The organism is Phenylobacterium sp. (assembly GCF_036563385.1).
Lineage (GTDB): Bacteria > Pseudomonadota > Alphaproteobacteria > Caulobacterales > Caulobacteraceae > Phenylobacterium.
The window spans coordinates 292,915-319,882 of record NZ_DATCML010000011.1; the positions used below are offsets into that span (position 1 = coordinate 292,915).

Here is a 26,968-nt window from a genome sequence, read left to right on the forward strand (position 1 = left end):
GCCTGCTTGTCCGCCCGCTTCAGCGCGGCGCGCTTCAGGGCGCTGGCGAGCGGATCGAAGGCGCGGTCCAGGGTCTGGGCCACCACCTCCACCGGCTTGGCGGCCGCCTTGCGGCGGGGGGAGGCGGCGGTCTTCGCGGGCTTCTTGCTCACGGCGTGGCCCCCTTGGCTTGCGGTTGAACTTGGGCAGGCGCCGGCTTGGGCGCATCGGCTGGCGGCGGGCGACGCTGGGCCTCGCCCTCGACGAGGATTTCGACCTTGGCCTTGCCGCGCAGCTTCTCCAGCAGGTCGCGGATTTCGTCGTAGGTCAGGAAGCGGACGATCTGCGGCCGGGCGGCCTCCAGCGTGATCGGCTGCTCCAGCCGCCGATCCTCGACCTTGAGGATGGCGAAGCCGCCTTCGGTGGCGAACGGCCCGACCACCTGGCCGACCCGGGCGTCGCGCAGGGCGGCGTCATAGGCCGGCGGCATGACGTCGGTGGTGAAATAGCCCAGGTCGCCGCCGTTGAAACGGCTCGCCGCGTCCGTCGAGCGCTCCATGGCCAGCGCCTCGAACCTGGCCCCGGCTGCGAGCAGCTTGCGCACCTGGTCGGCCTCGGCCTGGGAAGCCAGCAGGATCTGCCGCGCGCGGATCTCCTCGGACCGTTTGGCCAGCTTCAGCTGCTCCTGGTAGAGGCCGCGGATCGCGTTGTCGTTGACGGCGTCCGACACAACGTTCTCCACCAGCATGTCGCCGAGGATACGGTCCCGCGCCGCGGCCAGCCGGCGCTGCGCGACGGGGTCCTTGTCGAGCTTGCGCTTCAGCGCCTCGGCGGCGAGCAGCTTCTGGTCGACCACCTCCTCCAGCACCTGCTGGAAGAGCGGCGCGGAGACGTCGAGCGGCTCGCCCTCCCCGATCTTGCCCTGCGCCACGGCCTCCCGCTTTACGTCGGACGCCCACACCGTGCGGCCGTCCACGCGGGCCACCGCCTGGTCGCCGCGCTCCGGCGGCTGTTCCCCGCCGCCCTCGCGGCCGCACGCGCCGAGCGCCAGCCCGGCGACGAGGCCGGCGACCAGCAACGGACGGAAGGGCTTCGCAGCCGCCATGCGGAAGATGTCCCTCTCGAGTGGGAGCGCGACCAGCGCGGCCCGTCCCTAGCCAACTAACCCGCGGAGTGCAAAGGTTGCGCCCGAGTTTGGGCGGGGGCCCCTGCGCCTTTCGCCGCCAAGGCATATTCCCGGGAGGATCATTGAAAATGCGCGAAGCGGTTGTCGTTTCCTATGCCCGCACCGGCCTGGCCAAGTCCGGCCGTGGCGGCTTCAACATGACGCCGACGGTGTCCATGGCGGCCCACGCCATCAAGCACGCCGTCGAGAGGGCGGGCGTCGAGAAGGACACCGTGGAGGACGTCTTCCTCGGCAACGTGGCGCACGGCGGCGGCAACCTCGGCCGCCAGGCCTCGCTGCTGGCCGGCCTGCCGATCACCACCTCCGGCGTGACGGTGAACCGCTTCTGCTCCTCCGGCCTGCAGACTATCGCCATGGCCGCCAACTATGTGCGCGAGGAGGGCGCGGACGTGGTGGTCGCCGGTGGGGTGGAGTCGATCTCCATGCCGAACCTCGGCCAGGCGAAGGAGAACTTCGATCCGCAGCTGACCCAGATGTACCCGGCCATCTTCATGCCGATGATCGACACGGCCGACATCGTGGCCGAGCGCTACAAGGTGAGCCGCGAGTCCCAGGACGAGTACTCTCTGGAGAGCCAGCGCCGCATGGCCGCCGCCCAGCAGTCGAACAAGTTCGCGGACGAGATCGTCCCCATGAACACCAAGATGAAGACGGTCAACAAGGAGACGAAGGAAGAGTCGATCGTCGACTACGTCGTCAATCGCGACGAGTGCAACCGTCCCGACACCAGCCTGGAAGGCCTGCAGAAGCTCGAGCCGGTGCGCGGCCCCGGCAAGTACATCACCGCCGGCAACGCCTCGCAGCTGTCCGACGGCGCCGCCGCCGTGGTGATCATGGAGCGCAAGGAAGCCGAGCGCCGCGGCCTCTCCCCGCTCGGCGTCTTCAAGGGCTGGGCGGTGGCCGGCTGCGAGCCGGACGAGATGGGCATCGGTCCGGTGTTCGCCATCCCGCGCCTCCTCGACCGGCACGGCCTGAAGATCGACGACATCGACCTTTGGGAGCTCAACGAGGCCTTCGCCTCGCAGTGCCTCTACTCGCGCGACAAGCTCGGCATCGATCCCGAGAAGTACAACGTGAACGGCGGCTCCATCGCCATCGGCCACCCGTTCGGCATGACCGGCGCCCGCCTCGCCGGCCACGTCCTGCAGGAAGGCAAGCGCCGCGGCGCCAAGAACGTCGTGGTCTCCATGTGCATCGGCGGGGGCATGGGCGCGGCCGGCCTGTTCGAGGTGTACTGAGATCGGCCGATCCCGGCGCACGTCAGGATCTAAGCCAAGTAAGGAGGCCCCGGGAGCGATCCCGGGGCCTTTCTCGTCTGGTGGATCTATCTCACCGCTTCGTAGGTGAGGACCCGGTCCCCCGCCCGCGGCGGACGAGGACGATAGCCGCCGGTCACCGTCACCTGGCTGAACCCGGCCGCCTCGAGCGCCAGGCGGAACTCGTCACAGCCCCAGTAGCGCTGGGCCATCACGTCGATCTGGCTCTCCACCAGCACGCCATCGCGCCAACGTTCATAGCGGTAGGTGGTCTCCGCCCGCTGAGCGAGCCAGTCGGTGGCGGTGCGGATCCCCTCCAGCGTCAGGAGGTCGCCGTCGGGCGTCGTCCAGCGGCGGCGGTCGTCGGGTGCTGGGGCGAGGACCTCGAGCCCCTGGTTGTCGATCACCAGCACGCCGCCGGGCCTCAGGTGAGCGTGGAAGCGGCGAAGCACGTCCAGCGCGGTTTCGAAGCGATCGATCAGGGTGAAGGAGCCCACCGGCACGAGGATGGCGTCGAAGGAACGGTCATAGGCGAAGTCCTCGAAGCGTTGGCGCGTGAGGTCCGGCGCGAAGCCCGCCGCTGCGCAGCGCGCCTGGCACCGCGCCAGCATCTCGGGGCTGGGATCGAAGCCCGTGACGTCGAGCCCTGCCTCCAGCAAGGGCAAGAGGGTGCGCCCCGAGCCGCAGGCGGGCTCGAGGATCGAGCCCTTGAAATCCCGGAAGCGGGCCAGGTGGAAGGCCGTGTCGGGCAAGGCCCCGAAGGGCTTGTCTAGGTCATAGATCTCGGCGGCGATCGCGCCGTACCGGTTGGTGGTGGTCATGAGGATCTCGAAGGCAGGAGGTCGCTGGCGCAGCCTTGCGGCTGCGCGTCGAATGCCGGCGGATGTCCGCGGCGCGCGTGTGCGACTAGGCCTTCATGGTGAGGGAGACTGCGCCCATAGCGACGCTATGTCCATCCGGCGGTTCCGTTGACACTGGCAGGGGCGCTGCTTAAGTCTCGCGCGCCCTGAAAAGAGCGACTTTTGCCGGCCGGCGAGGGCCTTGCGCCACGCCTCGGCCCCTCAACCGGACACCTTCCCTTGAGCATCTTCGAACGGTTCTTCGGGTCTTCCAACGACCGCAAGGTCAAGGGCATGCAGGCGCGGGCGCAGCGGATCACCGCCCTCGAGCCGCAGATCCAGGCCCTCTCCGATGCGGAGCTGCGCGCCAAGACCCGCGAGTTCAAGGACCGCCTGGCCAAGGGCGCCACGCTGGACGACATCCTGGACGAGGCCTTTGCGGTGGTCCGCGAGGCGGCCAAGCGCACGCTCGGCCAGCGGCACTACGACGTGCAGCTGGTGGGCGGCATGGTCCTGCACCAGGGCGGGATCGCCGAGATGCGGACGGGCGAAGGCAAGACCCTGGTCGCCACCGCGCCGGTCTACCTGAACGCGCTGGCCGGCAAGGGCGTGCACGTCATCACGGTCAACGACTACCTCGCCCAGCGCGACGCCGACTGGATGGGTCAGGTCTACCGCTTCCTCGGGCTGCAGGTGGGGACCATCGTCCACGGCCTCAGCCAGGGCCAGCGCCAGGCCGCCTACGCCGCCGACATCACCTACGGCACGAACAACGAGTTCGGCTTCGACTACCTGCGCGACAACCTGGTCTATGACGCGGGCGAGATGGTCCAGCGCGGCCACCACTTCGCGATCGTCGACGAGGTGGACTCCATCCTCATCGACGAAGCCCGCACGCCGCTGATCATCTCGGGCCCGACCGAGGACCGGAGCGAGTTCTACAAGACCGTCGACGCGCTCATCAAACAGCTGATCCAGGACACCGCCACCTACGACTTCGACGAGAAGCAGCGGCAGGTCATCCTCACCGAGGAAGGCGCCGAGAAGATCGAGGAGATCCTGCAGGCCGGCGGCCACCTGGCCGAGGATTCCACGGGCCTCTACGACGCCGCCAACGTCTCGGTGGTGCACCACGTGAACCAGGCGCTGCGCGCCAACGTCCTCTACACCCGCGACAAGGACTACATCGTCCGCGCCGGCGAGGTGATCCTGATCGACGAGTTCAGCGGCCGCATGATGCACGGCCGCCGCCTGTCCGAGGGCCTGCACCAGGCCATCGAGGCCAAGGAAGGCGTGTTCATCCAGCCGGAGAACCAGACCCTCGCCTCGGTGACCATCCAGAACTACTTCCGCCTCTACGAGAAGCTGTCCGGCATGACCGGCACGGCCGCCACCGAGGCCCAGGAGTTCGGCGACATCTACAAGATGGAAGTGGTCGAGATCCCCACCAACCGTCCGGTGGCGCGGATCGACGACGACGACGAGGTCTATCGCACCTCCGCCGAGAAGAACGCCGCGATCATCAAGCAGATCGAGGAATGCTACGCCCGCCGGCAGCCGATCCTGGTGGGCACCACCTCGATCGAGAAGTCGGAAGAGCTGTCGCGGCTGCTTACCGCCCACAACATCCCGCACAACGTCCTGAACGCCAAGGAGCACGAGCGCGAGGCCCATGTGGTCGCCGACGCGGGCGTGCCGGGCGCGGTCACCGTGGCCACCAACATGGCCGGCCGCGGCACCGACATCCAGCTGGGCGGCAGCGTCGACATGCGCCTGACCAAGTGGCGCGACGAGCAGCAGGGCCTGGGCGTCGAGGTCACGCCGGAGCAGCTGCAGGCCGAGCGCGAGCGCATCGAGGCCGACATCCGCTCGCTGAAGGAACAGGCGCTGGCCGCCGGCGGCCTGTTCGTCCTCGGCACCGAGCGGCACGAGAGCCGGCGGATCGACAACCAGCTGCGCGGCCGGACCGGCCGTCAGGGCGACCCGGGCCATTCCAAGTTCTTCCTGTCCTGCGAGGACGACCTGCTGCGGATCTTCGCCGGCGACCGGCTGGACTCCATCATGCGGACCTTCGGGGTGCAGGAAGGCGAGGCCATCACCCACAAGTGGCTGAACAGCGCCATCGCCACCGCCCAGAAGCGCGTCGAGCAGCGCAACTACGAGATCCGCAAGAACCTGCTGAAGTACGACGACGTCGTGAACGACCAGCGCAAGGCCGTGTTCGAGCAGCGCCACGAGTTCATGGAGGCCGCCGACCTGTCGGAGATCGTGCGCGAGTTCCGCCTCGACACCATCCGCGACTTCGTCGAGCAGCACCTGCCGCCCAAGGCCTACGCCGAGCAGTGGGACATCGAGGGCCTCGACAACCACCTGCGCCAGTTCCTGGGCCTGGAGCTGCCGGTCCGCGAGTGGGCCGCCGAGGAAGGCATCGCCAACGAGGAGATCGAGGCGCGCATCATCCAGGCCGCCGACGCCCGCGCGGCCGAGCGCGAGGCCCTGGTGGGCGACCACATGCGCAGCGTCGAGAAGAGCTTCCTGCTGCAGCAGGTGGACATGCAGTGGCGCGAGCATCTCACCCACCTCGACCACCTGCGCAATGTCATCGGCCTGCGCGGCTACGGCCAGCGCGACCCGCTGAACGAGTACAAGACCGAGGCCTTCTCGCTGTTCGAGAAGCTGCTGGTCGACCTGCGCCAGAACGTGACCCGCTGGCTGATGACGGTGGAGTTCCAGTTTGAGGAGCCGCCGCCCCCGCCCTCCACGGGCCAGTTCACCGAGATCCACCTCGACCCGCTCACCGGCGAGAACGCGGCCCAGATGGGCGCCCTCCCCGACGGCATCCCGGCCGACCAGCGGAGCGCCCTGCCGACCAGCGCCCTGCCCCAGGGCTGGGAGGACACCGGCCGCAACGCCGCCTGCCCCTGCGGCTCGGGCCGCAAGTTCAAGCACTGCCACGGAGCCCTGGTCTAGCCGGGTTCCCGCCATGCAACCCGCTGAAGCTGCACTCGTTTACGGATAGCTTCAGCGGGGGACATCGAGCATGACCACCTATCGCGCCTACCAGCTGGACGGCCGGCGCCGCATCCTGAGCGCCAACTGGGTCGAGGCCACCAACGACGAGCAGGCCATCGCCAAGGCCGCCGAGGACCTCTGCGAAGACGACATCCCGGTGGTCGAGCTCTGGCAGGCCACCCGCCTCGTGGACGAGATCGCCTGCGACAAGGGCGAGGACGACTAGCCTAGAGCCCTCCTCCTCGACCGACGCGTCCTACTCCGCTGCCAGGGCCTGCGGGGACCCGGCCGCCGCCCGGGCCGCCACCGGACGCGCGTACCCCGCCTTCGCCGCCCGCTTCTCTCCCCGCTCGATCTCCTTCAGCAGGTCGCGGACATAGATCGCGAAATCCACCTGGATCGTGTGCCGCGCCGCCTTGTAGTAGGGGCCCAGATGCAGGGCCTCGTCCGCGGCGATCACCTGCTTCATCTCCTCCGGCGGCGGCGGGCGGTAGCGGCCGGTCAGATAGGCGCCGGCCAGCTTCGCCTGCTGCTCGGCGAAGTTCACCAGGGTGGGCAGCGGCTGGGCCAGCCCCATGAAGAACAGGTTGGGCACGCCGGGCTGCATCATCCGCTTGAAGAGCGGGAAGCGGTTCTCGGCGTCGGGCTGCAGCGCCGGGTCCACGAAGAACGGGAAGCTGATGTTGTAGCCGGTGGCGTAGACGATGGCGTCCACGTCCTCCACCGAGCCGTCCTCGAAGCGCACCTGGCGGCCCATCAGCTCGGCGATGTTCGGCTTGAACTTCACGTCGCCGCAGCCCGCCCGCGTCAGGAACTCGCCGGAGACCGAAGGGTGGGCCTCCAGCGGCTCGTGGTCGGGCTTGGGCAGGCCATAGTCCTCCATCCGCCCCACCGCCCGCTTGATCTTCTTTCGGGCGAGCGCCAGGCCGAGCTTGCGCGGCATCCAGGCCGGCATTGAGGCTTTGTCGGCGACCCGCCCGTCCATGTACTTGGGCAGCACCCAGACCCCGCGTCTGGCCGCCACCCACAGCGTCTTGGCGATCGGCCGCTGGGAGAGCTCGGAGGCGATGTCCATGGCCGAATTGCCCATCCCCACCACGACGATGTTCTTGCCCCGCATGTCCACGGGATCGAACGGGTTGCGGTAGGCGTGGGCGTGGAAGTGCGGCCCGTCGAAATGTCCGGGGTAGTCCGGGACGCGCGCGTCCCAGTGGTGGCCGTTGCAGACGAACAGCACGTCGTAGAGCCGCGTCTCGCCGCTGGAGAGGGTCACCGACCACAGGCCGTCCGCCGTCCGCTCCGCCCGGTCCACGCGGGTGTTGAAGGTGATCTTCGGCCTGAGGCCGAAGTGATCCACGTAGTCACGGAAGTACTGCAGCAGCTGGGCGTGGTGGGGGAAGTCGGGCCAGTCGGCCGGGACGGGATAGTCCTCGAAGGCCAGCCGCCACTTCGAGGTGTCGATGTGCAGGCTCTCGTAGCAGGCCGACAGGCCGTTCGGGTTATTGAAGTACCAGTTGCCGCCGACGTCGTCCGACATCTCGAAGCAGTCGAACGGCGCGCCCAGGTCCTGCAGCCGCTTGGCCGTGGTGAAGCCGGAACAGCCCGCGCCGATGATGCAGGCCTTGGGCAGGGCGTCCGCCATCTTCTCTCCTCCCGACGCTTTGCGGGCAGGCTGCCCCGGTTCCCCCGCGTCACGCAAACGGCTCAGGAGCGGGCGGCGACCTCATAGGTCAGCCGCACCTGCCCCCCGGCCGGAACCTGCAGGCGCCAGAAGGCGTCGCCCTTGAGGAAGCCCGCCCGTTCCGAGGCGCGGCGGACCTTGAAGTCCTCTCCCGTCGGGGCCTGGCGATGTTCCACCAGCACGGGCTGGCCGCGGGCGTTGGTGAAGGTGACCTCCATCGCCTTCCGGTCGAAGCCCCCTTCCTCCCAGTCGCGCAGCACGCGGACTTCGGCCTGCACGTCCGACGAGCGGCCGATCTCCAGGTCGAGCGGCAGGCCGACCGGCGTGTCCTTCACCTTGTCCTCGCCCGCCAGCACCAGCCCGCGCTCGGATGGCGCCATCACCGCCACCACGCCCGAGGGCAGCGGCTTGCCGAGTCCCGTCTTCGCCTCGTTGCGCAACCGCAGGGCCACCGTGGTGGGCCCAGGCTCCGGGTCGTCCAGCTCGGTGTCGTCGTCGACCCGGAACGCATAGACCCGCTCCACCGGCACGGCCTTCTGATCCAGGAACAGCACCTGCTTGGTCTGTCGCGCCGCAACGGTCGTGGGCTCCGGCAGGGTGTAGAGCTTGTAGTCGCCGAGCTCGCTCTGGACCGCGACCCGCGACCCGGTGACGACGATCTCCTCGACGTTGTCCATCGCGGGCGCACCCATGCGATACGCCACCTCGGGGATCGGCAGCGGCGGGATCGCCGGGCGGTCCAGCGATCCCCAGCAGCCGGTGGTCACCGGCTTCGCCTCCGCCTGCACCGGGACCGTCTCCTCGTCCCGCGAGAGCTCGCCGGCCACCACGTCGGTCGGCGCCAGGGCGAAGCTGGTGGAGGTGTGGTTCACCAGCGTCAGCCAGCCGGTCAGGTCCACGGTTCGGCCGTCGGGCGCCAGCTTCGCCACGTAGTCGGCGGCCCAGTTGAAGCCGGTGGCGAGGTAACTCAGCCGCACGGTGTAGCGCCCTGCCCTCGGCGCCTCCGCCAGCACGGAGAAGGTCGGCCGCTCGCTCAGCCCGTCCGGCGCCCGGTCGAACACGATCCGCTCGGGCAGGCCGCTGCAGCGCAGGGGCTCGATCCGGCCATCCACCTCGAGCACCGGCCCGTGCGGCGCCGAGCGCACCACCGCCGGGCGCACGGTCGCCTCCCCTGTCACAGGGTTGGTCCGCACCAGCCGCACCGTCTCGCCGATGGCGGCCTCCAGCAGCGCGCCGGGGCTCAACAGGTCATAGTCCTGGTTGCGCTCGATGACCGCGCCGGGCAGCCCCTGCACCGCCGCCGTCTCGGCGACCATGGTCTCGGCTACGCCGCGGAAGCTGATGCGGCTGCGCCCAGCCGGCAGGTCCACGCTCCGGGTCTCGCTGATCAGGGCCAGCCCTGACCAGGGATCCAGCTCCGCCTCGTAGGCGGGCGTGGAATAGTCCGGCTCGCCGTCACGATAGATGGTCACCGCCGCCCGCTGGGGCGCCTCAGACACGATCTGTCCCTCGGCGCCCGTGGCCGCGAGCGCCAGCGCCAGCGCAAAGGACGCCGTGGCGCGCATCAGTGCCCGGTGTCGATGTAGGCGGTGAGCCGGGTCTCGCCGTTCGCCGGCACGGGCACGTCCCAGGCCAGGTTGTAGGCGTCCACCCGGGTGCTTTTCAGGCTCTCCTCCAGCACCTTGCCGTCCCGCCACATGCCGCCCTGGCGCAGGGTGACGGTCACCGGCTGGGGCCGGGCGTTCCGCACGACGTATTCCATGCGGTAGCGCGAGTGGTTGTGCTTGCTCCGCTCGTGCGCCACCACCGTCGGCTGCACCGTGACGTCGAAGGCTTCACCGATCTTGACCGAGACGTCCGAGCCCTGGGGCGTGTGGTCCACACGGTTCTCGCCCACGAACTTGGGCTCGCCGGCCTGGTCCTTCACATAGACCCGCACGATCCCGGCCGGCAGCTGGGCGCCCAGCCCGCCCGCCGTCGAGTTGGTGAACTCCACGGCCACGTCGGCGGCCTGGGGCTCCTCCAGGGTCTGGAAGCCATAGGCCCGCCAGGCGTAGCCCTTGCGCGCCCGGCCGCCCTTCACGTCCAGGAAGCTCACCTGCTTGGTCTGGTTCTGCGCCACCGTGGTCCGCGCCGGCAGGGGGTAGAGGTAGTAGTCGGCCACCGACTCCGGCCCCGTCGGCGTCTCCGTCCCGGCTCTGCGGGTCGCGCCGCGTCGCTGGCCGTAGCGGGCGAAGTATTCCTGCTCGCTGCGCACCAGGTTGATGTCGCCGGCGACCAGCTGGACGTCGGCGTCACGGTAGGTCACGCCGGAGTTGTTGCTCAGCGTGACCCAGCCCTGCAGGTCCAGCCGACCGCCCGCCTCGTCGAAGAGCGCCACGTAGTCGGCTTTCCACGAAAGGCCGTGGGTCAGGTAGGTCAGGGTGAGCGGCCGGACCCCGGCGCTGGCCGAGTCCACCGTCACGGACAGCGTGGGCCGCGCCCGCAGGTTCTCGGGGATCCGGTCGAAGATCACCCGCGTCGGGATGTCATCCTCGCGCAGCACCTCGATCCGCTCGCCGATCTTCAGCACCACGCCTTCGTTGACGGAGAGGACGGTGGCCGTCTCGGTGGTCTGCTGGCCATTGCCGGGATTGATGCGGACGATCTGCACCTGCCGGCCGATCGCCTTTTCCATCAGCTTGCCGGGGGTCAGCAGGTCGAAGTCGAAGTTCTGCTCGACCACGCCCACGCCCGCGCCCGAGAGCGACACTGTCTCGGGCCGGATCTGGCCGGAGACGTCCTTGAACTCGAGCCTGGAGCGCCCGGCGGCCACGGCCTGGGTGCGGGTGTCCTGAACCAGGGCCAGGTTCGAGTTGTAGATGGTGAGCGACTGTCGCGGCGCGTCCTGCGCCACGGCCAGCGCCGGGATGAAGGCGACGCCGGCGAGCAACGCCACGGGAAACCTGGACAAGACGCAACGCCTCCTGATGAGGCGTCGAGCCTGTCACGCCCGGCGAGCGCGGCGCAAGGGGATCGCCGACCGCAGGTTGCGCGAAGGGCTAGCGCCAGACGACGGGGAAGTCGCCGCGTGGGGGCGTCAACCAGCCGAAGAACCGGCGCAGGGCGGCGATGTCTCCCTGCGCCCCGCTCTGCGGCGGCGACTGGCCGCCGGCCAGGGCCAGGAACTCGGCGCGCGGCAGGCTGACCGCCGCGTCGGCCCGTCCCGCCGCCGGCAGCGGCTCGTAGGTCAACACCTGGTGGCGAACCGTTACGCGGTAGCGCTCCTGCCGCTCCGGGAACGCCAGGTCGAGCGCCAACGTCTCGGCGCCGACCTTGGCAGGGTCCAGCCGCACGGCCATCAGGTCGAGCAGCATGGGCGTCGGCGTGTTGCGGATCAGGTCGGGCGCCCCGCCCGCCGCCCCCCGCGCTGGCGTCGCGCCGGTGCGCAGCTCCTGGGAGGCCGTGAGATACATGTTCCGCGACAGCGCGCTCTCCGCCTGCGCCGCCAGCCGGTCGTAGATGCGGGCCAGCAGGCCGCGGGCCGCGGTGTTGCGTGGGTCGGCGAGCACCACCCGGTTCGCCAGGGTGGCGGCCCAGCGGTCGTCGCCGGACGAGAACGCCCTCCCCGCCTCCGCCAGCACCCGCTCGGCGCCGCCCATGATCGCCACATAGCGCGCGCTCTCGTCGGTCGGCTCCAGAGGCGCCAGGTTCACCGGGTTGGCGTCGTACCAGCCCATGTAGCGCTGGTAGACCGCACGCGCATTGAAGCTCAGCGTCCCGTAGTAGCCGCGGTTGTACCACTCGCGGTCCAGCACCTCGGGCAGCTTCAGCCGGTTGGCGATCTCAGGTCCGGTCAGTCCCTCGTTCATCAGCCGGACGGATTGGTCGTGCAGGAACTTGTAGGCGTCGCGGTGCTTGCCGACGTAGTCGACGATCGTGGCCCGCCCGAACCGGGGCCAGGCGTGGCTGGTCATCAGCACATCCGTCCGGCTCCCGTAGAGGCGCAGGCTCTCTGACAGGTAGTCCGCCCAGGCCTTGGCGTCGCGCACCAGGGCTCCGCGGGGCGTGAGCACGTTGTGCAGGGTGGCGTTGGCGTTCTCGGCCAGGTCCAGCAGCTTCAGGTCCGGGAAGTAGATGTTCATCTCCGCCGGCGCCTCGGTGGCGGGGGTCAGCTGGAATTGCATCCGCACCCCGTCGACGGTGAGCTCCTCGCCGGTGCGCGTGATGTCGCGCGTCGGCGGTACGAGCGTCTGGGTCCCGGCCGCGGGCGCCTGGCCGATGCCGGCGCTCACCTGCCCCGTCGTGCTGCGCGGAAGGCTGGTCCCGAACTGGTAGACGGCCCGCCGGCTCATGGCCGCGCCGGCGATGATGTTCTCGCTGACGGCATGTTCCAGGAAGCCGGCGGGCGCGATGACCTGAACCTTCGCGGCCTCGCCCGCATCCGCCGGCAAGACGCCCCGCGCGCCGCCGAAGTGGTCCACATGGCTGTGGGTGTAGATCACCGCCAACACCGGCCGGGCCCCCAGCTTCTCGTTGGCCAGGTCCAGGGCGGCGCGGGCCGTCTCGGCGGCGGTCAGCGGGTCGATGACGATCCAGCCCGTCCTGCCGGCGACGAAGGTGACGTTGGCGATGTCGAAGCCGCGGACCTGCCAGACACCGTCCGTCACCTTGAACAGGCCGTGCTTGGACAACAGCTGCGCCTGCCGCCACAGGCTGGGGTTCACGCTGGCGGGCGCGGTCCCCTTGATGAAATCATAGGCCGCCAGGTCCCAGACCACCCGCCCGTCCGCGGCCACGATCTTCGGCTCGGCCCGGGTGCCGACGAAGCCCCGCTCCGCAAACGCAAAGTCCTGCCGGTCCTTCGGATCGGGCGCGGCGTGGAGGTTGGTCGACGACAGGCTCACTCCGAGCAACAGCGCCCAGGCCCCGATCACACGCATTCCCACCCCCGTTCCGCTCATCCCGGCGAAAGCCGGGACCCAAGCGGAGTCTGTAAAGCAGGAGCCAGGATCGCCAACCCCACAGACGCCCCCTCTCCCGCCCAGCGGGAGAGGGTAGGGTGAGGGCCGGCTCGTGAGACAGACCCGCGCCGGATGAGAACTCAAGGGCCCTCGGGCCGCCATCCGGAGTGGTCCACCGGTTACAGCCGGCCCTCACCCCGCCCTCTCCCCCGCCTGTGGCGCGGGAGAGGAGACTCTGCCCCTAGAAGCTCGCCCAGTTCCCGTGGAAGCCGAACGGCACCCGCCGAGGCATCGCCGCTGTGGCGATCGGGCCGCGCGCCACGTCCTGCGCTTCGAACACGAGCAGGTCGGAGCGGTTCTCGCCCGCCCGCCAGACCACGGCGGTGAGCCAGCCATCCCCCTCCGGGGCATCGGCGGAGCGCGGGACGAACACCGGCTCCGAGGTCAGGTCGCCGCCGGTCAGCTCATAGACCTGCCGCTTGCCCGTGCCGAGGTCGATGTGGGCGATGGCGTTCTGCTTCACGGTCCGGGCGCCGGAGGTGTCGGCGGCGTACCAGCCGTGCCGGTGGGCGCGGGTCTCGACCCGCGGATCGACGCGCGGGAACTCGCCGTCCAGGTCGTCCAGCGGCGTCTCCTTGATGGCGTCGCTGTCGCCGGCCAGGTCGAAGGTCCAGCGCACCAGCCGCGCGGCCGACTTCTCGCCCGGACCGCCGTCGGCGCGGGGGAACAGCGGCGCCACGTCGTAGCGCATCACGTCGGCGAAGATCTTGCCGTCAGCCTCCCAGGCGTTCAGCGGGTGGAAGACGTAGCAGGCCTCGGTGTTGAACCAGCGCATGTCGGCCACGTCTCCGTCGCGGCGCATCACCCCCACATGGCTGCCCTTCTCCGGCTCCCAGGCGAACGCCGGCCGGCCGGTCATGGCCCGCTCCAGGCTGGCGGTCAGGGGCAGGACCGGGAACAGCACGTGGTTCTCGGTGACCATGAAGTCGTGGATCATGGCGGCGTAGGGGGCCTGGAAATCCGAGCGGCGGACGACCCGCCCCTCGCGGTCGGTCACGCCGTAGCTCATTCCCGCGGAGAGCGGCATGTCGCCCACCCCGTAGGCGAACCACACCATCTCGCCGGTCCGCGGATCGATCTTCGGGTGCGCGGTGACCCGGCCCTGGTAGTCGCGGACATAGCCGCGGCTCTCGAGGGTTCTTGGGTCCATCTCGAAGGGATGGTGCCCCTCTTCCAGCGCCAGCAGCTTCCCGCCGTGCCAGACGATGTTGGTGTTGGCCGTGCCGCCCTCGTTGCCGAACGCCAACGGGTCGGTGGTCATGGGATTGCCGAAGGCGCCGAACAGCGAGCGGCCGTGCTCGTTCTCCAGCCGCCATTTGGGGGTACGGGCGTAGCGGTTGCGGTAGCTGACCTTCCCGTCGGCCACGTAGAACCCGTGGACCATGCCGTCGCCCCCGAACCAGTGGTGATTGGGGTCGCGGGGCTCGAACTGCGGGTTCGGCCCGATCCGGAACAGGGCGCCGCGCAGCTCGCGCGGGATTTCGCCGGCGACCGGAAGGTCGAAGTCGTCCTCGCTGCGTACCGGGGCGAAGTTGCCCGCCAGGTAGGGGTTGATCCGAACGTCACCATCCATGGCGCTTCCTCCGGCCGGCTGAAACTTACGTTGTAAATTTATCGGGTAAGCATTAGCCGTTGGCAAGGCCCTTTCGCCTGAGTCCTGAGGTTTCATGCCGCGCGTCCTCTCCGAAGCCGATGTCGCCGACTTCCGGGAGCGGCTTTGCGAGGCGGCCGAGCGCCTGTTCGCCGAGCGCGGGCCGGATGCGGTGACCATGCGCCAGCTCGCCGCCGAGCTGGGGGTGTCGCCGATGACGCCCTACCGCTACTTCAAGGACAAGGACGACATCCTCGCCGCAATCCGCACCAACGGTTTCGACCGCTTCGCCGAGGCGCTCGAGAAGGCCCGCGACGGCGCGAGCGGCGCCCGCGCCCGCGGCGCGGCGGTGGGCCAGGCCTATGTCGACTTCGCCTTCGAGCACCCGCACACCTACAAGCTGATGTTCGATCTCAACCAGCCGCACGAGGACGACTATCCCGAGCTGGTGCGCGCGGCGCAGCGCGCGCGCGAGACGATGACCGCCTGGGTGCAGGACCAGATCGACGAGGGCGTCATGACGGGCGATCCCGAGCAGATCGGAATGATGTTCTGGTCCGCCATCCACGGGGTGGTGGTCCTGGAGCTGGCCGGGAAGCTTCAGCCCGGCGCCGCCCAGGAGCTGCACCACGGGCTGGCCCGCGTGCTGGGGCGCGGGCTGCGTCCCGGCGCTTGACCTTCCCGGCGGCGCCCGGTCCAGGCTCTCCGCAACAGATCGGGAGAGACAGATGGCCGGGCCGAAGCCGTTCGAGGCGCGCTGGGACGACGCAAAGGTCGCCGACGTGCTGCAGCGGGTCAGGAGCTATCCCTGGCCGCCGATCCCGGACGTTCCCGATGGCTGGGCCTACGGCTGCGACGCGGCCTATCTGAAGGACCTCTGCGCCCACTGGACCGACCGCTACGACTGGCGCGCGGCGCTGGCCGACCTCAACCGCTTCCCCCAGTTCACCGCCACGGTGGAGGACTTCGACCTCCACTTCCTGCACGTGGTCGGCGAGGCCGGAGGCCGGCGGCCGCTGCTGATCACCCACGGCTGGCCGGGCTCGCACTACGAGTTCTGGCAGGCGGTCGAGCCGCTGGCCTTCCCGTCCCGCTTCGGCGGCTCGCCCGACGACGCCTTCGACCTGGTGATCCCGTCCCTGCCGGGCTTCGGCTTCTCGTCCAAGCCGCGACGACCGGTGGGCCAGCGGACCACCGCGCGCCTGCTCAACAGCCTGATGACGCAGGTGCTCGGCTACGGGTCCTACCTCGCCCAGGGGGGCGACTGGGGCGCCATGGTCACCTCCTGGCTGGGCCGCGAGCACGGCGGCCACGCCCGCGCCATCCACCTGAACATGCTGGGCTTTCGCCCGCATGGCGGCCCGCAGACGCCCGAGGAGGTCGCCTGGGCCCAGAAGCAGGCCGGGATGATGGACGTCATGGGCGCCTACTTCCGCCTGCAGGTCTCCAAGCCCCAGTCGATCGCCTGGATGGGGGCCGGCAACCCGGTGGGCCAGGCCGCCTGGATCGCCGAGCGCTTCCACGACTGGTCCGACCTGAGCGCTCGGTCGATGGACGAGGCCTATCCGAAGGACCGGCTGCTCACCAACATCATGCTCTATGTGATGACGGACAGCTTCGCGACGGGCGCCTGGTACTACCGGGGCCTGGTGGAGGAAGGGGCCCTGGCCTTCCAGCCGGGCGAGCGCTGCGAGACGCCGACCGCCTTCGCCAACTTCCCCGGCGAGCCGCTCTATTCCGCGCCCCCGCGCAGCTTCGCCGAGCGGGCCTACAACGTGGTCCGCTGGACCGACATGCCGCGCGGCGGCCACTTCGCGGCCATGGAGGAGCCCGGGCTTTTCGTCGACGAAGTCAGGGCTTGGGCGCGCGAGGTCTGACCGCTAAACGGCGGCCATGGCCCATTACGACTTCGCGTCCGACAACACCGCCCCCGCCGCGCCGGAAGCCATGGACGCGGTGGTGGCCGCCAACACCGGCTTCACGTCCGGCTACGGCACGGACCCGATCACCGCCCGCGCCGCGGACCTGGTCCGCGAGATGCTCGACGCGGACGCCGAGGTGCGCTTCGTCGCCTCCGGCACCGCCGCCAACGCCATCAGCGTCGCCGCCCTCGCCCGCCCCTTCGAAGCTGTTCTCGCGCACGAACACGCACATATATGCACCGACGAGACGGGGGCCCCGGGCCTGTTCGGCCACGGGGTGGGCCTGATCGGCCTGCCCGGCGCCTCGGGAAAGATCGACCCTGCCGCGCTCGAGGCCGCCCTGGCTCAGCCGGACGTCTCCTACCGGCAGTCCGCCGCCGCCCTCTCGGTGACCAACGCCACCGAGTACGGCACGGTGTACGACGCCGAGTCACTCCGGCGCCTGATCTCCTCCGTGAAGGCCAAGGGCTACGGCGTGCACCTGGACGGCGCCCGCCTGGCCAACGCCGCCGCTGCGGGCTTCGACCTCAAGGCGATCAGCCGGCTCGGCGTCGACCTGCTGGTGGTCGGCGGCACCAAGGCCGGCATGCCGCCCACCGAAGCCGTCGTGATCTTCGACCGCGACCTCGCCCGCCGCTTCGACGCGCGCCTGAAGCAGTCCGGCCAGCTTCCGTCCAAGGGCCGCTTCTACGCGGCCCCCTTCATCGGCATGCTCGGATCCGGCGCCTTCGTGCGCCACGCCGCCCACGCCAACGCCATGGCGCGCCGGCTGGCGGACCTGACCCCCTTCCCGATCCGCCACCCGGTGGAGGCCAACGCGGTCTTCGTGGAGATGGACGACGAGCGGCTCGCCCGGCTGCACGCCGCCGGCTGGTTCGTCTATCGCTTCCTGGACGGCTCGGTCCGGTTCATGTGCTCCTGGGCCACCACGCCCGAGGCGGTCGACCAGCTGGGCGAGACCCTGCGCCAGGTGGCCTGAGCGCCGCGCCGACACCGTCCGCCCAGCGGGAAACAGTCGAGTTCGCCTCCGGCTGGGCGTCGCGCGCGGCGATGTGTGGCGCCTTGGGCGCACCTAGGCCGAAATGTGAAACAACTGTAACCATCGAGGTAACATTGTGGCGGCTTTCCGTTGCCGCTCCGGCGCGTGCGTGACAGCTTGCGCGCTCGCCGTTTTTGGGCGGTTCGGGGGGCTATCCCGCCTGTTGGGGGCGGCGCCTGGACCACCACGGATGGCCGACAGCAGCGTCAGGGCGCCGCCCTTGCGCAGCCCATCATTCCTACCAGGCCCGGGGGCCGCAGAATGAAAGTTGTGATGAAAACCATGCTTCGAACCGCCCTGCTCGGTTCCGCAGCGGCGGCGAGCCTGCTGGCCGCGCCGACCTTCGCCCAAGCCCAGTCGAGCTCTGAGGTTAACGTCGACGAGATCGTCGTCACCGGCTCGCGGATCCGTCGCCCCGAACTGACTTCGGTCCAGCCGCTGCAGGTCATCACGACCCAGTCGATGGAAGAGCGCGGCTTCACCAACGTCGCCGATGCGCTGAACGAGCTGCCGACCATGGGCGTGCCGGTCAGCCCCGTGGGCGACCAGGGCTCCTTCGGCGTCGGCCGTAACTTCCTGAACATCTTCAACCTGGGCTCGCAGCGGACGCTGACCCTGGTGAACGGCCGCCGCTTCGTGGGCGGCAACCCGGCGTCGCTGTTCACCGGCGCCAACGCCGGCGGCCAGGTCGACCTGAACGTGATCCCCACGGGCCTGATCGACCGGATCGAGACCGTCCAGGCGGGCGGCTCGGCGGTCTACGGCTCCGACGCCATCGCCGGCGTGGTGAACATCATCACCCGCTCGGACTTCGAAGGCGTCGAGGTCGACGGCCTCTACGGCATCTCCGACGAGAGCGACGCCGAAATGTGGCGCGCGCGGATCACCGCCGGCCACCGGTTCATGGACGACCGGCTGAGCATCTCCGGCAGCTACGAGTACAACGAGACCTCGGCGCTCGCGTACACCGACCGTCCGACCACGGCTGAACAGTACAACTTCGCGGTCAACCCGCTGAACACCAGCTCGACCGACAACATCCCGGGCGCCTTGCCGATCCGCAATCGCCGGATCGCGGAATTCACCTTCGGCGGCGTGCCCTACCGCTCCAACGCGGCGGGCACGGCGGTGGCTGGCGCCGGACCGACCAACATCCTGGTCGACGCCCAAGGTAACCGGCTCCAGTTCGGCCCGGGCGGCGTGCTCGTCCCCTACGATCCGGGCACCTTCTTCTCGTCGGCTGTGTCCGCAGGCGGCCAGGGCGCGAACCTCGCCGAGTTGTCCTCGCTGCAGTCCCCCGTCGAGCGGCATGTCGCCACCGCGTTCGCGCGCTTCGACGTGACCGACAACATCCGGGTCAACACCGAGCTCTTCTACTCGAAGTTCAACGCAGTCGAGCCGTTCAACCAGCCGATCTACAACGCCACGACCTTCGGCGGTAACTCGGCGGCCCTGCGCTTCTCGACGGCCAACCCGTTCCTGCCTGCGGCCTCGCGGGCGCTGATCCTGGCGCAGCCGGCTTCCATGTCGCTGCCGGCGGACCCCGCGAACCCGGGCGAACGCATCTTCTTCCTGTCCCGCGGCTCGATTGACGTGGGCAACAACAAGACTTCGGCCGAAGGCGAGTCGATCCGTGGCGTTCTCGCCATCGAAGGCGACCTGAACTTCGCCGATCGGGACTTCTTCTGGAACCTGTCCTGGGCCCACGGCCAGTCGGACGGCAACTTCGAGAGCCCGAACATCGTCCAGACGCGCTTCCTCGAAGCGATCAACGTCACGCGTGACGCGTCCGGCGCCATCGTCTGCGCCAACGCCGCCGCCCGCGCGGCGGGCTGTGCGCCGCTGAACCTCTTCGGCCTGGGCTCGCCCAGCCAGGCGGCGCTCGACTACGTCGGCGTGCAGTTCCGCTCCGAGTACAAGATCCTGCAGACCGTCTACGAAGGCTCCTTCGGCGGCGACCTGTTCGATCTCCCGGCCGGCGCGGTCAGCTTCGCCACCGGCTTCGAGGCCCGCTACGAGAAGTCGAGCTTCGACCCCAACGACCCGCAGGAGCAGGGCGTCGGCCGTTCGGCCGCGATCAGCAACATCAGCGGCAAGTTCGACACCAAGGAATGGTACGTCGAAGGTCTCGTGCCGGTCTTCGGCGGCGAGTTCAGCTTCCCCGGCCTGCACCGCCTGGAAGTCGAGGGCGCCTACCGCCGCATCGACCACTCGGAAGCCGGCAAGGACAAGGCCTGGAGCGTCGGCGCCCGCTGGTATCCGATCCCCGACCTGCTGATCCGCGGCCAGAAGGGCCGTTCGTTCCGCGCGCCGGCGATCACCGAACTGTTCCTGCCGCTGGCTACCTCGTTCCAGTCGGCTGCGGTCGACCCGTGCGACTTCCGGAACATCAACTCGGGTCCCAACCCGGCCGTGCGTCGCGCGAACTGCGAGGCCGCCTTCCAGGCCCTCGGCCTGCCGGCGAACTTCTCGCTGACCTCGCAGATCCAGGCCGCCACGGTGCAAGGCCGCACCTCGGGCAACCCGGACCTCGTGAACGAAATCGCCAAGCAGTGGAGCGTGGGCTTTGTCTACCAGCCCTCGTTCATTCCGAACCTGGCCATCAACATGGACTGGATCGACATCAAGCTTGAGAACGCGATCAACAACTTCAACCTGATCAACATCCTGCAGGTCTGCTACGACCTGCCGGAACAGCCCGAGGACGTCTGCAGCCGCTTCCAGCGCGGTGCGGCCGGCGCCGTGGCGGGCCGCCAGGGCCAGATCCTTGGCGTGGGTGAAGCGATCGGCAACGGGCAGACGGCGGCGGGTCCGCTCAGCGGCTTCGTCAACGCCGGCTACACCGTGTTCGAAGGCGCCACCGCGGGCATCGACTACCGTGTCGAACTGGCCGACTGGCTGGGCGGCGCGTTCGGTCGCTGGAACGAGAACCCGGGCGCGCTGAACTTCAACTTCGACGCCTACTACGTGGAGCGCCAGTCGACCTCGGTCACCGGCCTCGGCTTCGACCTCGACCGGTTCGCCGGCGAGATCGGCAACGCCCGTTGGCGCTGGAAGCTGGAGACCAGCTACATCCGCGATCCGCTGTCGATCGTGTGGACCACCAACTGGATCGACGAGTCGCGCTTCAACGCCGACTTCACGATCGAGAACCGCTACCCGCTCAAGGTCGGTTCCTCCATCCTGCATGACGTGGCGGTCACCTACGACCTCTCCGACATGATGGGCGGCTGGGGCGTGGGCCTCGACGACGTGAAGGCGCGCTTCATCGTCCGCAACGTGTTCGACGAAGAGCCGCCGCTGTACGCCGGCACCGCCGTCAACTCGTACGGCACCTACGACTTCATCGGCCGCTACTTCCAGGTGGGCCTGACCGCCCGCTTCTAAGTCGCGACACCGCCCGGGCCTCGCGACCCGGGCGACCTGCGAGGTCAAAACAGAAGAGCCGCCGGGTCGCCCCGGCGGCTCTTTTCGTTGGCGAATGTGGAAGAGCTCAGGCGGTTTCGAGCGCCCTGCGCCCGGCCAGCATGCCCCCGAGCCGGCCCTGGATGATCTCCTCGGCCTCGCGCACAATGCGGCTAATCAGCTCCGCGCAGGTGGGGATGTCGTGGATCAGGCCTTGCACCTGGCCCGCCGACCAGATGCCGTAGTCGGGGTCGCCGTCCTCGTAGACCACCCGGCCACGAGCGCCGGCCACGAGATCCTTCACGTCCTCGAACTTGGCCCCGCCGCGCTTCTCGATCGCGACCACCTCGTCGGAGACCGCGTTCTTCGCCACCCGCGCGGTGTTGTGCATGGTGCGGAAGATCAGGTTCGTCTGCCGCTCGTCGTTGGCGACGATCTGCTCCTTCACCTTCTGGTGGATCGGGCTCTCCACAGTGCACATGAAGCGCGTGCCCATGTTCACCCCGTCGGCGCCCAGCGCGAGCGCGGCGACCAGGCCGCGGGCGTCGCCGAAGCCGCCCGAGGCGATCATCGGGATCTTCACCTTGTCGGCGGCCGCCGGGATCAGGATCAGCCCGCCCACGTCGTCCTCGCCGGGGTGGCCGGCGCACTCCAGGCCGTCGATGGAGATAGCGTCGACGCCCATGCGCTCGGCGGAGAGCGCGTGGCGGACGGCGGTGCACTTATGGATCACCTTGATCCCGTGCTCCTTGAAGTGGTCGACGTGCTCCTGCGGCTTGTAGCCGGCCGTCTCGACGATCTTCACGCCGCCATCGATGATCGCCTGCCGGTACTCGGCGTACGGCGGCGGGGTGATGGCCGGGAGGATCGTCAGGTTCACCCCGAACGGCTTGTCGGTCAGCTTGCGGCAGCGGTCGATCTCGCGGCGCAGGTCGTCGGGCGTCGGTTGCGTCAGGGCGGTGATGAAGCCCAGGCCCCCTGCATTGGCCACCGCGGCGACCAGCTCGGCCCGGCCGACCCACTGCATGCCGCCCTGGACGATCGGGTGCTCGATCCCGAACGTCTCGGTGAACCGCGTCTTCAAGGCCATGCGACGTTCCTCCAAACAATCGTTTGGACGAACTCAACAGCCGGACGCGGCGTCAGGCAACCGGATTTGCGGACAGCCTACTGCAGGCCCGAGCGCCCGATGGCGTAGAACCGCTCGGCGCGCCGCTTTCGCAGCTCCTCGGCCGAAAGGCCGTCCATCGTCCGCAGCTCTTCCTCCACGGCGTCGCCAACCGCGGCCATGGCGGCCTCGGGATCGGAGTGCGCCCCGCCTGTGGGCTCCGGGATGATGCGGTCGACGATCTTCATGCCCAGCAGGTCCTGGGCGGTGATCTTCATGGCCTTGGCGGCGTCCGCGGCGGTCCGCGCCCCGCGCCAGAGGATCGAGTTCGCCCCTTCGGGCGAGATCACCGAATAGATCGCGTGCTCCAGGATCAGCACCCGGCTGGTGGCGGCGATGGCGATCGCGCCGCCCGACATGCCTTCCCCGGTGATGACGGTGACGTTCGGCGTGTCCAGCTGCAGGCACTTCTCGGTGGAACGGGCGATCGCTTCGGCCACGCCGCGCTCCTCGCTCGAGATGCCCGGATAGGCGCCGGCGGAATCCACCAGGGTGACCACCGGCAGGTTGAACCGCTCGGCCAGCTCCATCAGCCGGATCGCCTTGCGGTAGCCGTCGGGCCGGCCCATGCCGAAGTTGTGCTTCACGCGGGTGACCGTGTCGCGGCCCTTCTCATGCCCCATGATCACCAGCGGCCGGCCGCGGAACCGGCCGATGCCGCCGACGATCGCCTGGTCGTCGGCGAAGGCGCGGTCGCCGCGCAGCTCCTGGAAGTCCTCCACCAGGGCGTTCACGTAGTCGGTGAAGTGCGGCCGGTCAGGATGCCGAGCCACCTGGGTCTTCTGCCAGGCGTCGAGGTTGGCGTAGGCGTCGCGCCGCAGGTCCTGGGCGCGCGCACGCAGCGCCTCGATCTCGGCGTCGAACGCACCGGGACCGGCGGTCTCGGACAGCTTGGACAGTTCCTCGATCTTGGCTTCGAGCTCAGCGATCGGGCGCTCGAACTCGAGGTAGTGGGCGGCCATTCTGGGGTGCGGCTCCTGCCGTGACGAGAGGCGGCGGAAATTAGGCGGGTTCCCCCTCCCCCACAAGTACGGCCTCGCCGGGTCCCCGCCTAGCGGGGAACCTCCACCGTTGGCGCGGCTTTCCTGCCGGTATGAAGAAGCTGCTTCGTGACAATGGGCTGACGATCGCGCTCAGTCTTCTGTTCCTCGCCAGCCTCGTCGGCCAGATGCTCAGCGGCTTCTCGTATGAGAACCAAGAGCGCCTGGAGCATGGCCAGGCGCTGGTTTCATTCGGCGAGTTCCTGGTCGGGGGGACCTTCCTCTCCACCCTCTTCGAGAACTGGGAGAGCGAGTTCCTGCAGATGTGGGCCTATGTCACCCTGACGGCTTACCTGTTCCAGCGGGGATCGCCGGAGTCCAAGGACCCCGACAAGCCCGCCCCGCAGGATCGGGACCCCGCCCTCGACGCCGGCAAGCCGGACGCGCCCGGCCCGGTCCGCTTGGGCGGGCTCGCGCGCGGCCTCTACGCCCATTCCCTCGGCGGCGTGCTGGCGGTGCTGTTCGGCAGCTCCTTCGTGCTGCACTGGCTGAACAGCCATCGTCAGGCGGTGGAGGAAGCGCTGCAACACCACCAGCCGCCGCCCAGCCTGACGGAGTACCTCGCGGCGCCGCAGTTCTGGTTTGAGTCCTTCCAGAATTGGCAGAGCGAGTTCCTGTCGACCGCGGTCCTGGTCGTGCTGGCCATCTTCCTGCGCGAGCGCGGCTCGCCGGAGAGCAAGCCGGTGGGCGCCCCGCACAGCCAGACCGGGACCGCCTAGCTCACGGAACCGTCAGCGCCGGGCGCGCGCCGCGTGCAACCCAGGCCGCCGGCTTATCGTTTGTGTGCCCGAGGTCGAGCCGGGCCCACGTCCGATGGGGGGCAGGAGGCCGGACCTGGCGCGCGCCTTTGGAATGCGCGGATCAACGCCCTGGCACAGCGCCGCGCTCGAGGAGAAACGGAGCAAGATCATGAACGCCCCCTTGAAGATCGGGATGGCATCGGCCCTGGCCCTGGCGATGGCGGCCCCGGCCGGCGCCCAGTACTACCGCCCCACCCCGGAATACCAGGCTGCCCAGGCGCAGTATGACTCCCAGCGCGCCCAGTACGAGAACAGCCGCGAGTCCTATCGCGAGGCCCGCCGCGACTACAATCAGGCGCGGCGCGACTATGACCGGCAACTGGCCAACTGGGAGCGTGAGCGCGCCCGGTACGATGCCCGCTATGGCTACGGCGCCTACGCCCGCATGCACGCCCGACCGGTGTGGGACGAGGCCTACTGGTCGAACAACCGCTACGGCTCGAACGACCGCTATGGCTCGAACGACCGCTACGGCTACGCCGCGCCGGCCGCGCCCTACTACGGGACCAACGCCAGCGCGACCAGCGTCCGCTGCAACAACAACTCCACCGTCACCGCCGGCGTGATCGGCGCCCTGGCCGGCGCGGTGCTGGGCTCGAACGTGGCGGCCCGCAACGCCCGGACCGAAGGCGCCGTCCTCGGCGCGGTGGTCGGCGGCGGTCTCGGCGCCGCCGTCGGCCGGGCCAACGACAACTACAAGTGCGACAACCGCGGCCCGTACTTCAGCTACAACGAGACGATCCCGTACCGCGAGGCGGTGAACGAGCGCTCGTCGCGCTACAGCTACTACACCGCCCAACGGTGCCGCCTGGCGCCCGCGCCGGTAGACACCAACGGGCAGGATTACCGCTATGTGCGGGTCTGCCCCGACAGCCAGGGCCGTTACCGGATCACCGGCTAACCGGCTCAGCCACACCTGCGGAGGCCGCCCTTCGGGGCGGCCTTTTTCTTAGCCCTTCTTGGCGAGCGGGTGCTTGCTGGCCACCACATGCGCCAGGCGGTCCCCCGCGACGTGGGTGTAGATCTGGGTCGTGGCGATGTCCCCGTGGCCCAACAGCTTCTGCACCACCCGCAGGTCCGCGCCCCCTTCCAGGAGGTGGGTGGCGAAGGCGTGACGCAGGACATGCGGGCTGACCCGGGCGGGATCGATGCCGGCGTCGGCGGCGGCTTCATCCAGCAGCTGGGCGAAGCGGCGGGGCGTCAGCCGCCCGCCCTTGCCCCGCGATGGAAAGAGCCAGGGATTGGCCTTGTCGCCCTTCGGCAGAAATTGCGGGCGGATCTCGAGGTAGGCTTTGACCGCGGCCCGCGCCGCCTCGTTCAGCGGGGCCAGCCGCTCCTTGCCGCCCTTCCCCTTCACGATCAGGTAGGCCGGATCGCGCGCCAGGGCGGCCAGCGTCAGGCCTGTCAGCTCCGAGATCCGCAATCCGGACGCATAGGCCAGCTCCACCATACAGCCGAGCCTCAGCCCCTGGGCGCCGTCCCGCGCGGCGGCGGAAGCGATCAGCCGGTCCACCTCGTCGCGGCTCAGCACCTTGGGCAGGCTGCGGCCCTTCTTCGGCGCCTCCACCCGGCGCGACGGGTCGTCGGCCCGCCAAGCCTCTCCGAGCACGAACCGGTAGAACTGCCGCACCGCCGCGCGGCGCCGCGAAGCCGTCGCGGGCGCGAGGCCGCGGGCGCCGAGGTGCGCGAAATAGGCCTCCACGTCCTCGGCCGTGGCGTCGGCGAGGTCGCGTCCCCGGCCCGCGAGAAAGGCGGCCGCATCCGCCAGGTCACGCGTATAGGCCGCCAGCGTGTTCTTCGCGGCCGCCCGCTCGACGGCCATCATTTCAAGGAAGGCCTCGGCCCAGGCGGCGCCCTTGCTCATTTCAGCGTGGCCAGCCCCTCGAGCGCGAAGGCCCGGGCGTCGGTCTCAAGGCCCGCCTCCGCGAGCGCGTGGACGATCCGGACCCGGTCCGCGAGCGCGGGACCGGCGGCGCCTGCGTCCGCCGCCGTCCAAAGGGCGATCAGCGCGGTCTCGCCGGGCAGCTTCCGTCCTGCGGCGTCCTCCACGGCGAGGTTGCGCGCGGCCGGAGCCTTGCCCTCAGGCGCAGCGAAGGCGGCCAGGCGGCGGCGATCGTCCGGGGTGAGTCTCGGCTTCAAGGCGGCGATCAGCAGCGCCTGGCCCTGCAGCCGAGCGCGGCTCTTGGCGTCGGCCTCTGCGGCCGCCGCAATGAGCGCCGAGGCGCCTTCCTCCGACATCGCCTGGCCGCCCGCGATCGCCTGGGCGAGTTCGGCGACGCCGCCCGACAGCGACGCGAGGTTGAACTCCGGCTCCCGGGCGCCGGCGCTGACCGGGCTTGCCGGCGCCCTGGACAGATCGAGCCCCAGGCTGCGCGAAAGCGCGTAGTCCAGCCCATTGCGGAGCGAGGGCTCGCCCGCCGCGCCCGCCCCGAGCCCGGCCGCCATCAGCCGGCCGAACACGGCGTCGCGCGCCTGGGCCTGGGCGAGGTCGTAGGTCAGCTGGGCCTGGGCGGTCTCCCCCGCCTGAGCCTGGCAGAAGGCCCGCAGCCGAAGCCAGTAGGCCGCCTCGCGGCCCACCCCCAGCGCACGTTCGATGGCGCACGCCCGGGTGTCGTCGCCGGCGAGCAGGGCGCTCTCGGCCGCCGCGCGGGACAGGTCGGCGTTTCGCTCCAGGCCGGGGGCGCGTTGCAGGATTTCGGCGGCGGCCAGGCTGTCCCCCAGCGCCAGCAGGGCGTTGGCCCGCAGCGCCAGTAGGGCTGGATCCTCGGCGCCGTCCGGCCCACGGGCGCCGGTGGCCAGCACGCGTCGGGCCAGGGCCGCTGCGGCCGGCGAAAGCGGCTTTGCCGCAAGCATCGGCAGGACGGTGCGCTGCAGTTCTACCGAGCTGCCCTGCCAAAGGGTCTCGGCAAGGCCCGTCGGGCGGCCCGGGACCGAGAAGGAGTCCGGCGCGGCGAGCGGCGCGACCTGCACCGGCTGGGCGGCGACTGAGGCCGCAAGGCAGGCGGAAAGCGCGAACGCCAGGACGATCCGGACCATCCTGCGACCAT

20 protein-coding genes are annotated in these 26,968 nt (G+C 69.9%); 9 read left to right on the top strand and 11 right to left on the bottom strand.

The features are described 5' to 3' along the window. Positions 1-148 precede the first annotated feature (148 nt). Positions 149-1,084 carry a peptidylprolyl isomerase gene (locus tag VIL67_RS09580; protein WP_332048652.1) on the bottom strand — a complete coding sequence of 312 codons (936 nt, stop codon included), beginning with the start codon at positions 1,082-1,084 and terminating at the stop codon, positions 149-151. Between the two features lie 149 nt (positions 1,085-1,233). On the opposite strand from VIL67_RS09580, the gene VIL67_RS09585 reads away from it, so the two are divergent. Beyond that, the gene (locus VIL67_RS09585) at positions 1,234-2,403 is read left to right on the top strand and encodes an acetyl-CoA C-acyltransferase (RefSeq protein ID WP_332048653.1); all 1,170 of its coding nucleotides are present in this window, start codon (positions 1,234-1,236) and stop codon (positions 2,401-2,403) included. A gap of 86 nt (positions 2,404-2,489) precedes the next feature. Here the strand turns inward: VIL67_RS09585 and VIL67_RS09590 are convergent, their stop codons facing one another. Beyond that, the gene (locus tag VIL67_RS09590; RefSeq protein ID WP_332048654.1) at positions 2,490-3,242 is read right to left on the bottom strand and encodes a class I SAM-dependent methyltransferase; all 753 of its coding nucleotides are present in this window, start codon (positions 3,240-3,242) and stop codon (positions 2,490-2,492) included. A gap of 258 nt (positions 3,243-3,500) precedes the next feature. Between VIL67_RS09590 and secA the strand changes: the two genes are divergently transcribed. Beyond that, the gene (secA, locus tag VIL67_RS09595; RefSeq protein WP_332048655.1) at positions 3,501-6,230 is read left to right on the top strand and encodes a preprotein translocase subunit SecA; all 2,730 of its coding nucleotides are present in this window, start codon (positions 3,501-3,503) and stop codon (positions 6,228-6,230) included. A gap of 70 nt (positions 6,231-6,300) precedes the next feature. Then, the gene (locus tag VIL67_RS09600) at positions 6,301-6,498 is read left to right on the top strand and encodes a hypothetical protein (protein WP_332048656.1); all 198 of its coding nucleotides are present in this window, start codon (positions 6,301-6,303) and stop codon (positions 6,496-6,498) included. A 30-nt stretch (positions 6,499-6,528) separates the two neighbouring features. Here VIL67_RS09600 and VIL67_RS09605 read toward each other — a convergent pair whose 3' ends face one another. The 5 genes from VIL67_RS09605 to VIL67_RS09625 all read right to left on the bottom strand — a co-directional run bounded on the left by VIL67_RS09605 (position 6,529) and on the right by VIL67_RS09625 (position 14,529). Continuing rightward, a complete protein-coding gene (locus VIL67_RS09605) occupies positions 6,529-7,914 on the bottom strand; it encodes a flavin-containing monooxygenase (protein ID WP_332048657.1) in 1,386 nt (461 codons plus the stop codon). 62 nt (positions 7,915-7,976) lie between these two features. Continuing rightward, positions 7,977-9,518 carry a DUF4139 domain-containing protein gene (locus tag VIL67_RS09610; protein WP_332048658.1) on the bottom strand — a complete coding sequence of 514 codons (1,542 nt, stop codon included), beginning with the start codon at positions 9,516-9,518 and terminating at the stop codon, positions 7,977-7,979. Beyond that, positions 9,518-10,906, bottom strand: coding sequence for a DUF4139 domain-containing protein (locus tag VIL67_RS09615; protein ID WP_332048659.1), 1,389 nt, complete (start codon positions 10,904-10,906; stop codon positions 9,518-9,520). The genes VIL67_RS09610 and VIL67_RS09615 overlap by 1 nt, the downstream gene beginning before the upstream one ends. A gap of 88 nt (positions 10,907-10,994) precedes the next feature. Further along, positions 10,995-12,875, bottom strand: coding sequence for an alkyl/aryl-sulfatase (locus VIL67_RS09620; RefSeq protein ID WP_332048660.1), 1,881 nt, complete (start codon positions 12,873-12,875; stop codon positions 10,995-10,997). A 262-nt stretch (positions 12,876-13,137) separates the two neighbouring features. Continuing rightward, complete coding sequence (locus tag VIL67_RS09625) at positions 13,138-14,529, bottom strand: carotenoid oxygenase family protein (protein ID WP_332048661.1); 1,392 nt, start codon at positions 14,527-14,529, stop codon at positions 13,138-13,140. Positions 14,530-14,623: 94 nt separating this feature from the next. On the opposite strand from VIL67_RS09625, the gene VIL67_RS09630 reads away from it, so the two are divergent. The 4 genes from VIL67_RS09630 to VIL67_RS09645 all read left to right on the top strand — a co-directional run bounded on the left by VIL67_RS09630 (position 14,624) and on the right by VIL67_RS09645 (position 20,895). Continuing rightward, complete coding sequence (locus tag VIL67_RS09630; RefSeq protein ID WP_332048662.1) at positions 14,624-15,223, top strand: TetR/AcrR family transcriptional regulator; 600 nt, start codon at positions 14,624-14,626, stop codon at positions 15,221-15,223. A 52-nt stretch (positions 15,224-15,275) separates the two neighbouring features. After that, complete coding sequence (locus VIL67_RS09635) at positions 15,276-16,424, top strand: epoxide hydrolase family protein (RefSeq protein WP_332048663.1); 1,149 nt, start codon at positions 15,276-15,278, stop codon at positions 16,422-16,424. 16 nt (positions 16,425-16,440) lie between these two features. Further along, positions 16,441-17,448 carry a beta-eliminating lyase-related protein gene (locus VIL67_RS09640; RefSeq protein ID WP_332048664.1) on the top strand — a complete coding sequence of 336 codons (1,008 nt, stop codon included), beginning with the start codon at positions 16,441-16,443 and terminating at the stop codon, positions 17,446-17,448. 333 nt (positions 17,449-17,781) lie between these two features. Then, positions 17,782-20,895 (top strand): TonB-dependent receptor domain-containing protein, encoded by a 3,114-nt coding sequence (locus VIL67_RS09645; protein ID WP_332048665.1) that lies wholly within the window; start codon positions 17,782-17,784, stop codon positions 20,893-20,895. A gap of 106 nt (positions 20,896-21,001) precedes the next feature. On the opposite strand, the gene VIL67_RS09650 is transcribed toward VIL67_RS09645, so the two are convergent. Beyond that, positions 21,002-22,003 carry an NAD(P)H-dependent flavin oxidoreductase gene (locus VIL67_RS09650; RefSeq protein WP_332048666.1) on the bottom strand — a complete coding sequence of 334 codons (1,002 nt, stop codon included), beginning with the start codon at positions 22,001-22,003 and terminating at the stop codon, positions 21,002-21,004. Between the two features lie 77 nt (positions 22,004-22,080). Further along, the gene (locus VIL67_RS09655) at positions 22,081-23,043 is read right to left on the bottom strand and encodes an acetyl-CoA carboxylase carboxyltransferase subunit alpha (protein WP_332048667.1); all 963 of its coding nucleotides are present in this window, start codon (positions 23,041-23,043) and stop codon (positions 22,081-22,083) included. Positions 23,044-23,174: 131 nt separating this feature from the next. Here VIL67_RS09655 and VIL67_RS09660 point away from each other — a divergent pair, with 131 nt between their 5' ends. Then, entirely contained in the window at positions 23,175-23,840 is a 666-nt protein-coding gene (locus VIL67_RS09660; protein WP_332048668.1) for a DUF6766 family protein, read from the top strand. Between the two features lie 190 nt (positions 23,841-24,030). Next, positions 24,031-24,822 (top strand): glycine zipper domain-containing protein, encoded by a 792-nt coding sequence (locus VIL67_RS09665; protein ID WP_332048669.1) that lies wholly within the window; start codon positions 24,031-24,033, stop codon positions 24,820-24,822. Between the two features lie 48 nt (positions 24,823-24,870). Here VIL67_RS09665 and VIL67_RS09670 read toward each other — a convergent pair whose 3' ends face one another. Both VIL67_RS09670 and VIL67_RS09675 read right to left on the bottom strand, forming a co-directional pair. Next, positions 24,871-25,785, bottom strand: a complete 915-nt coding sequence (locus VIL67_RS09670; RefSeq protein ID WP_332048670.1) for a site-specific tyrosine recombinase XerD — start codon at positions 25,783-25,785, stop codon at positions 24,871-24,873. Then, positions 25,782-26,957, bottom strand: coding sequence for a hypothetical protein (locus VIL67_RS09675; protein WP_332048671.1), 1,176 nt, complete (start codon positions 26,955-26,957; stop codon positions 25,782-25,784). The genes VIL67_RS09670 and VIL67_RS09675 overlap by 4 nt, the downstream gene beginning before the upstream one ends. Positions 26,958-26,968: the final 11 nt, after the last annotated feature.

Coding starts and splice junctions, on each gene's coding strand:
- VIL67_RS09580 (WP_332048652.1), bottom strand. CDS start 1,084: ATGGCGGCTGCGAAGCCCTTCCGTCCGTTGCTGGTCGCCGGCCTCGTC.
- VIL67_RS09585 (WP_332048653.1), top strand. CDS start 1,234: ATGCGCGAAGCGGTTGTCGTTTCCTATGCCCGCACCGGCCTGGCCAAG.
- VIL67_RS09590 (WP_332048654.1), bottom strand. CDS start 3,242: ATGACCACCACCAACCGGTACGGCGCGATCGCCGCCGAGATCTATGAC.
- VIL67_RS09600 (WP_332048656.1), top strand. CDS start 6,301: ATGACCACCTATCGCGCCTACCAGCTGGACGGCCGGCGCCGCATCCTG.
- VIL67_RS09605 (WP_332048657.1), bottom strand. CDS start 7,914: ATGGCGGACGCCCTGCCCAAGGCCTGCATCATCGGCGCGGGCTGTTCC.
- VIL67_RS09610 (WP_332048658.1), bottom strand. CDS start 9,518: ATGCGCGCCACGGCGTCCTTTGCGCTGGCGCTGGCGCTCGCGGCCACG.
- VIL67_RS09620 (WP_332048660.1), bottom strand. CDS start 12,875: ATGCGTGTGATCGGGGCCTGGGCGCTGTTGCTCGGAGTGAGCCTGTCG.
- VIL67_RS09625 (WP_332048661.1), bottom strand. CDS start 14,529: ATGGATGGTGACGTTCGGATCAACCCCTACCTGGCGGGCAACTTCGCC.
- VIL67_RS09630 (WP_332048662.1), top strand. CDS start 14,624: ATGCCGCGCGTCCTCTCCGAAGCCGATGTCGCCGACTTCCGGGAGCGG.
- VIL67_RS09635 (WP_332048663.1), top strand. CDS start 15,276: ATGGCCGGGCCGAAGCCGTTCGAGGCGCGCTGGGACGACGCAAAGGTC.
- VIL67_RS09640 (WP_332048664.1), top strand. CDS start 16,441: ATGGCCCATTACGACTTCGCGTCCGACAACACCGCCCCCGCCGCGCCG.
- VIL67_RS09645 (WP_332048665.1), top strand. CDS start 17,782: ATGAAAACCATGCTTCGAACCGCCCTGCTCGGTTCCGCAGCGGCGGCG.
- VIL67_RS09650 (WP_332048666.1), bottom strand. CDS start 22,003: ATGGCCTTGAAGACGCGGTTCACCGAGACGTTCGGGATCGAGCACCCG.
- VIL67_RS09655 (WP_332048667.1), bottom strand. CDS start 23,043: ATGGCCGCCCACTACCTCGAGTTCGAGCGCCCGATCGCTGAGCTCGAA.
- VIL67_RS09660 (WP_332048668.1), top strand. CDS start 23,175: ATGAAGAAGCTGCTTCGTGACAATGGGCTGACGATCGCGCTCAGTCTT.
- VIL67_RS09665 (WP_332048669.1), top strand. CDS start 24,031: ATGAACGCCCCCTTGAAGATCGGGATGGCATCGGCCCTGGCCCTGGCG.
- VIL67_RS09670 (WP_332048670.1), bottom strand. CDS start 25,785: ATGAGCAAGGGCGCCGCCTGGGCCGAGGCCTTCCTTGAAATGATGGCC.
- VIL67_RS09675 (WP_332048671.1), bottom strand. CDS start 26,957: ATGGTCCGGATCGTCCTGGCGTTCGCGCTTTCCGCCTGCCTTGCGGCC.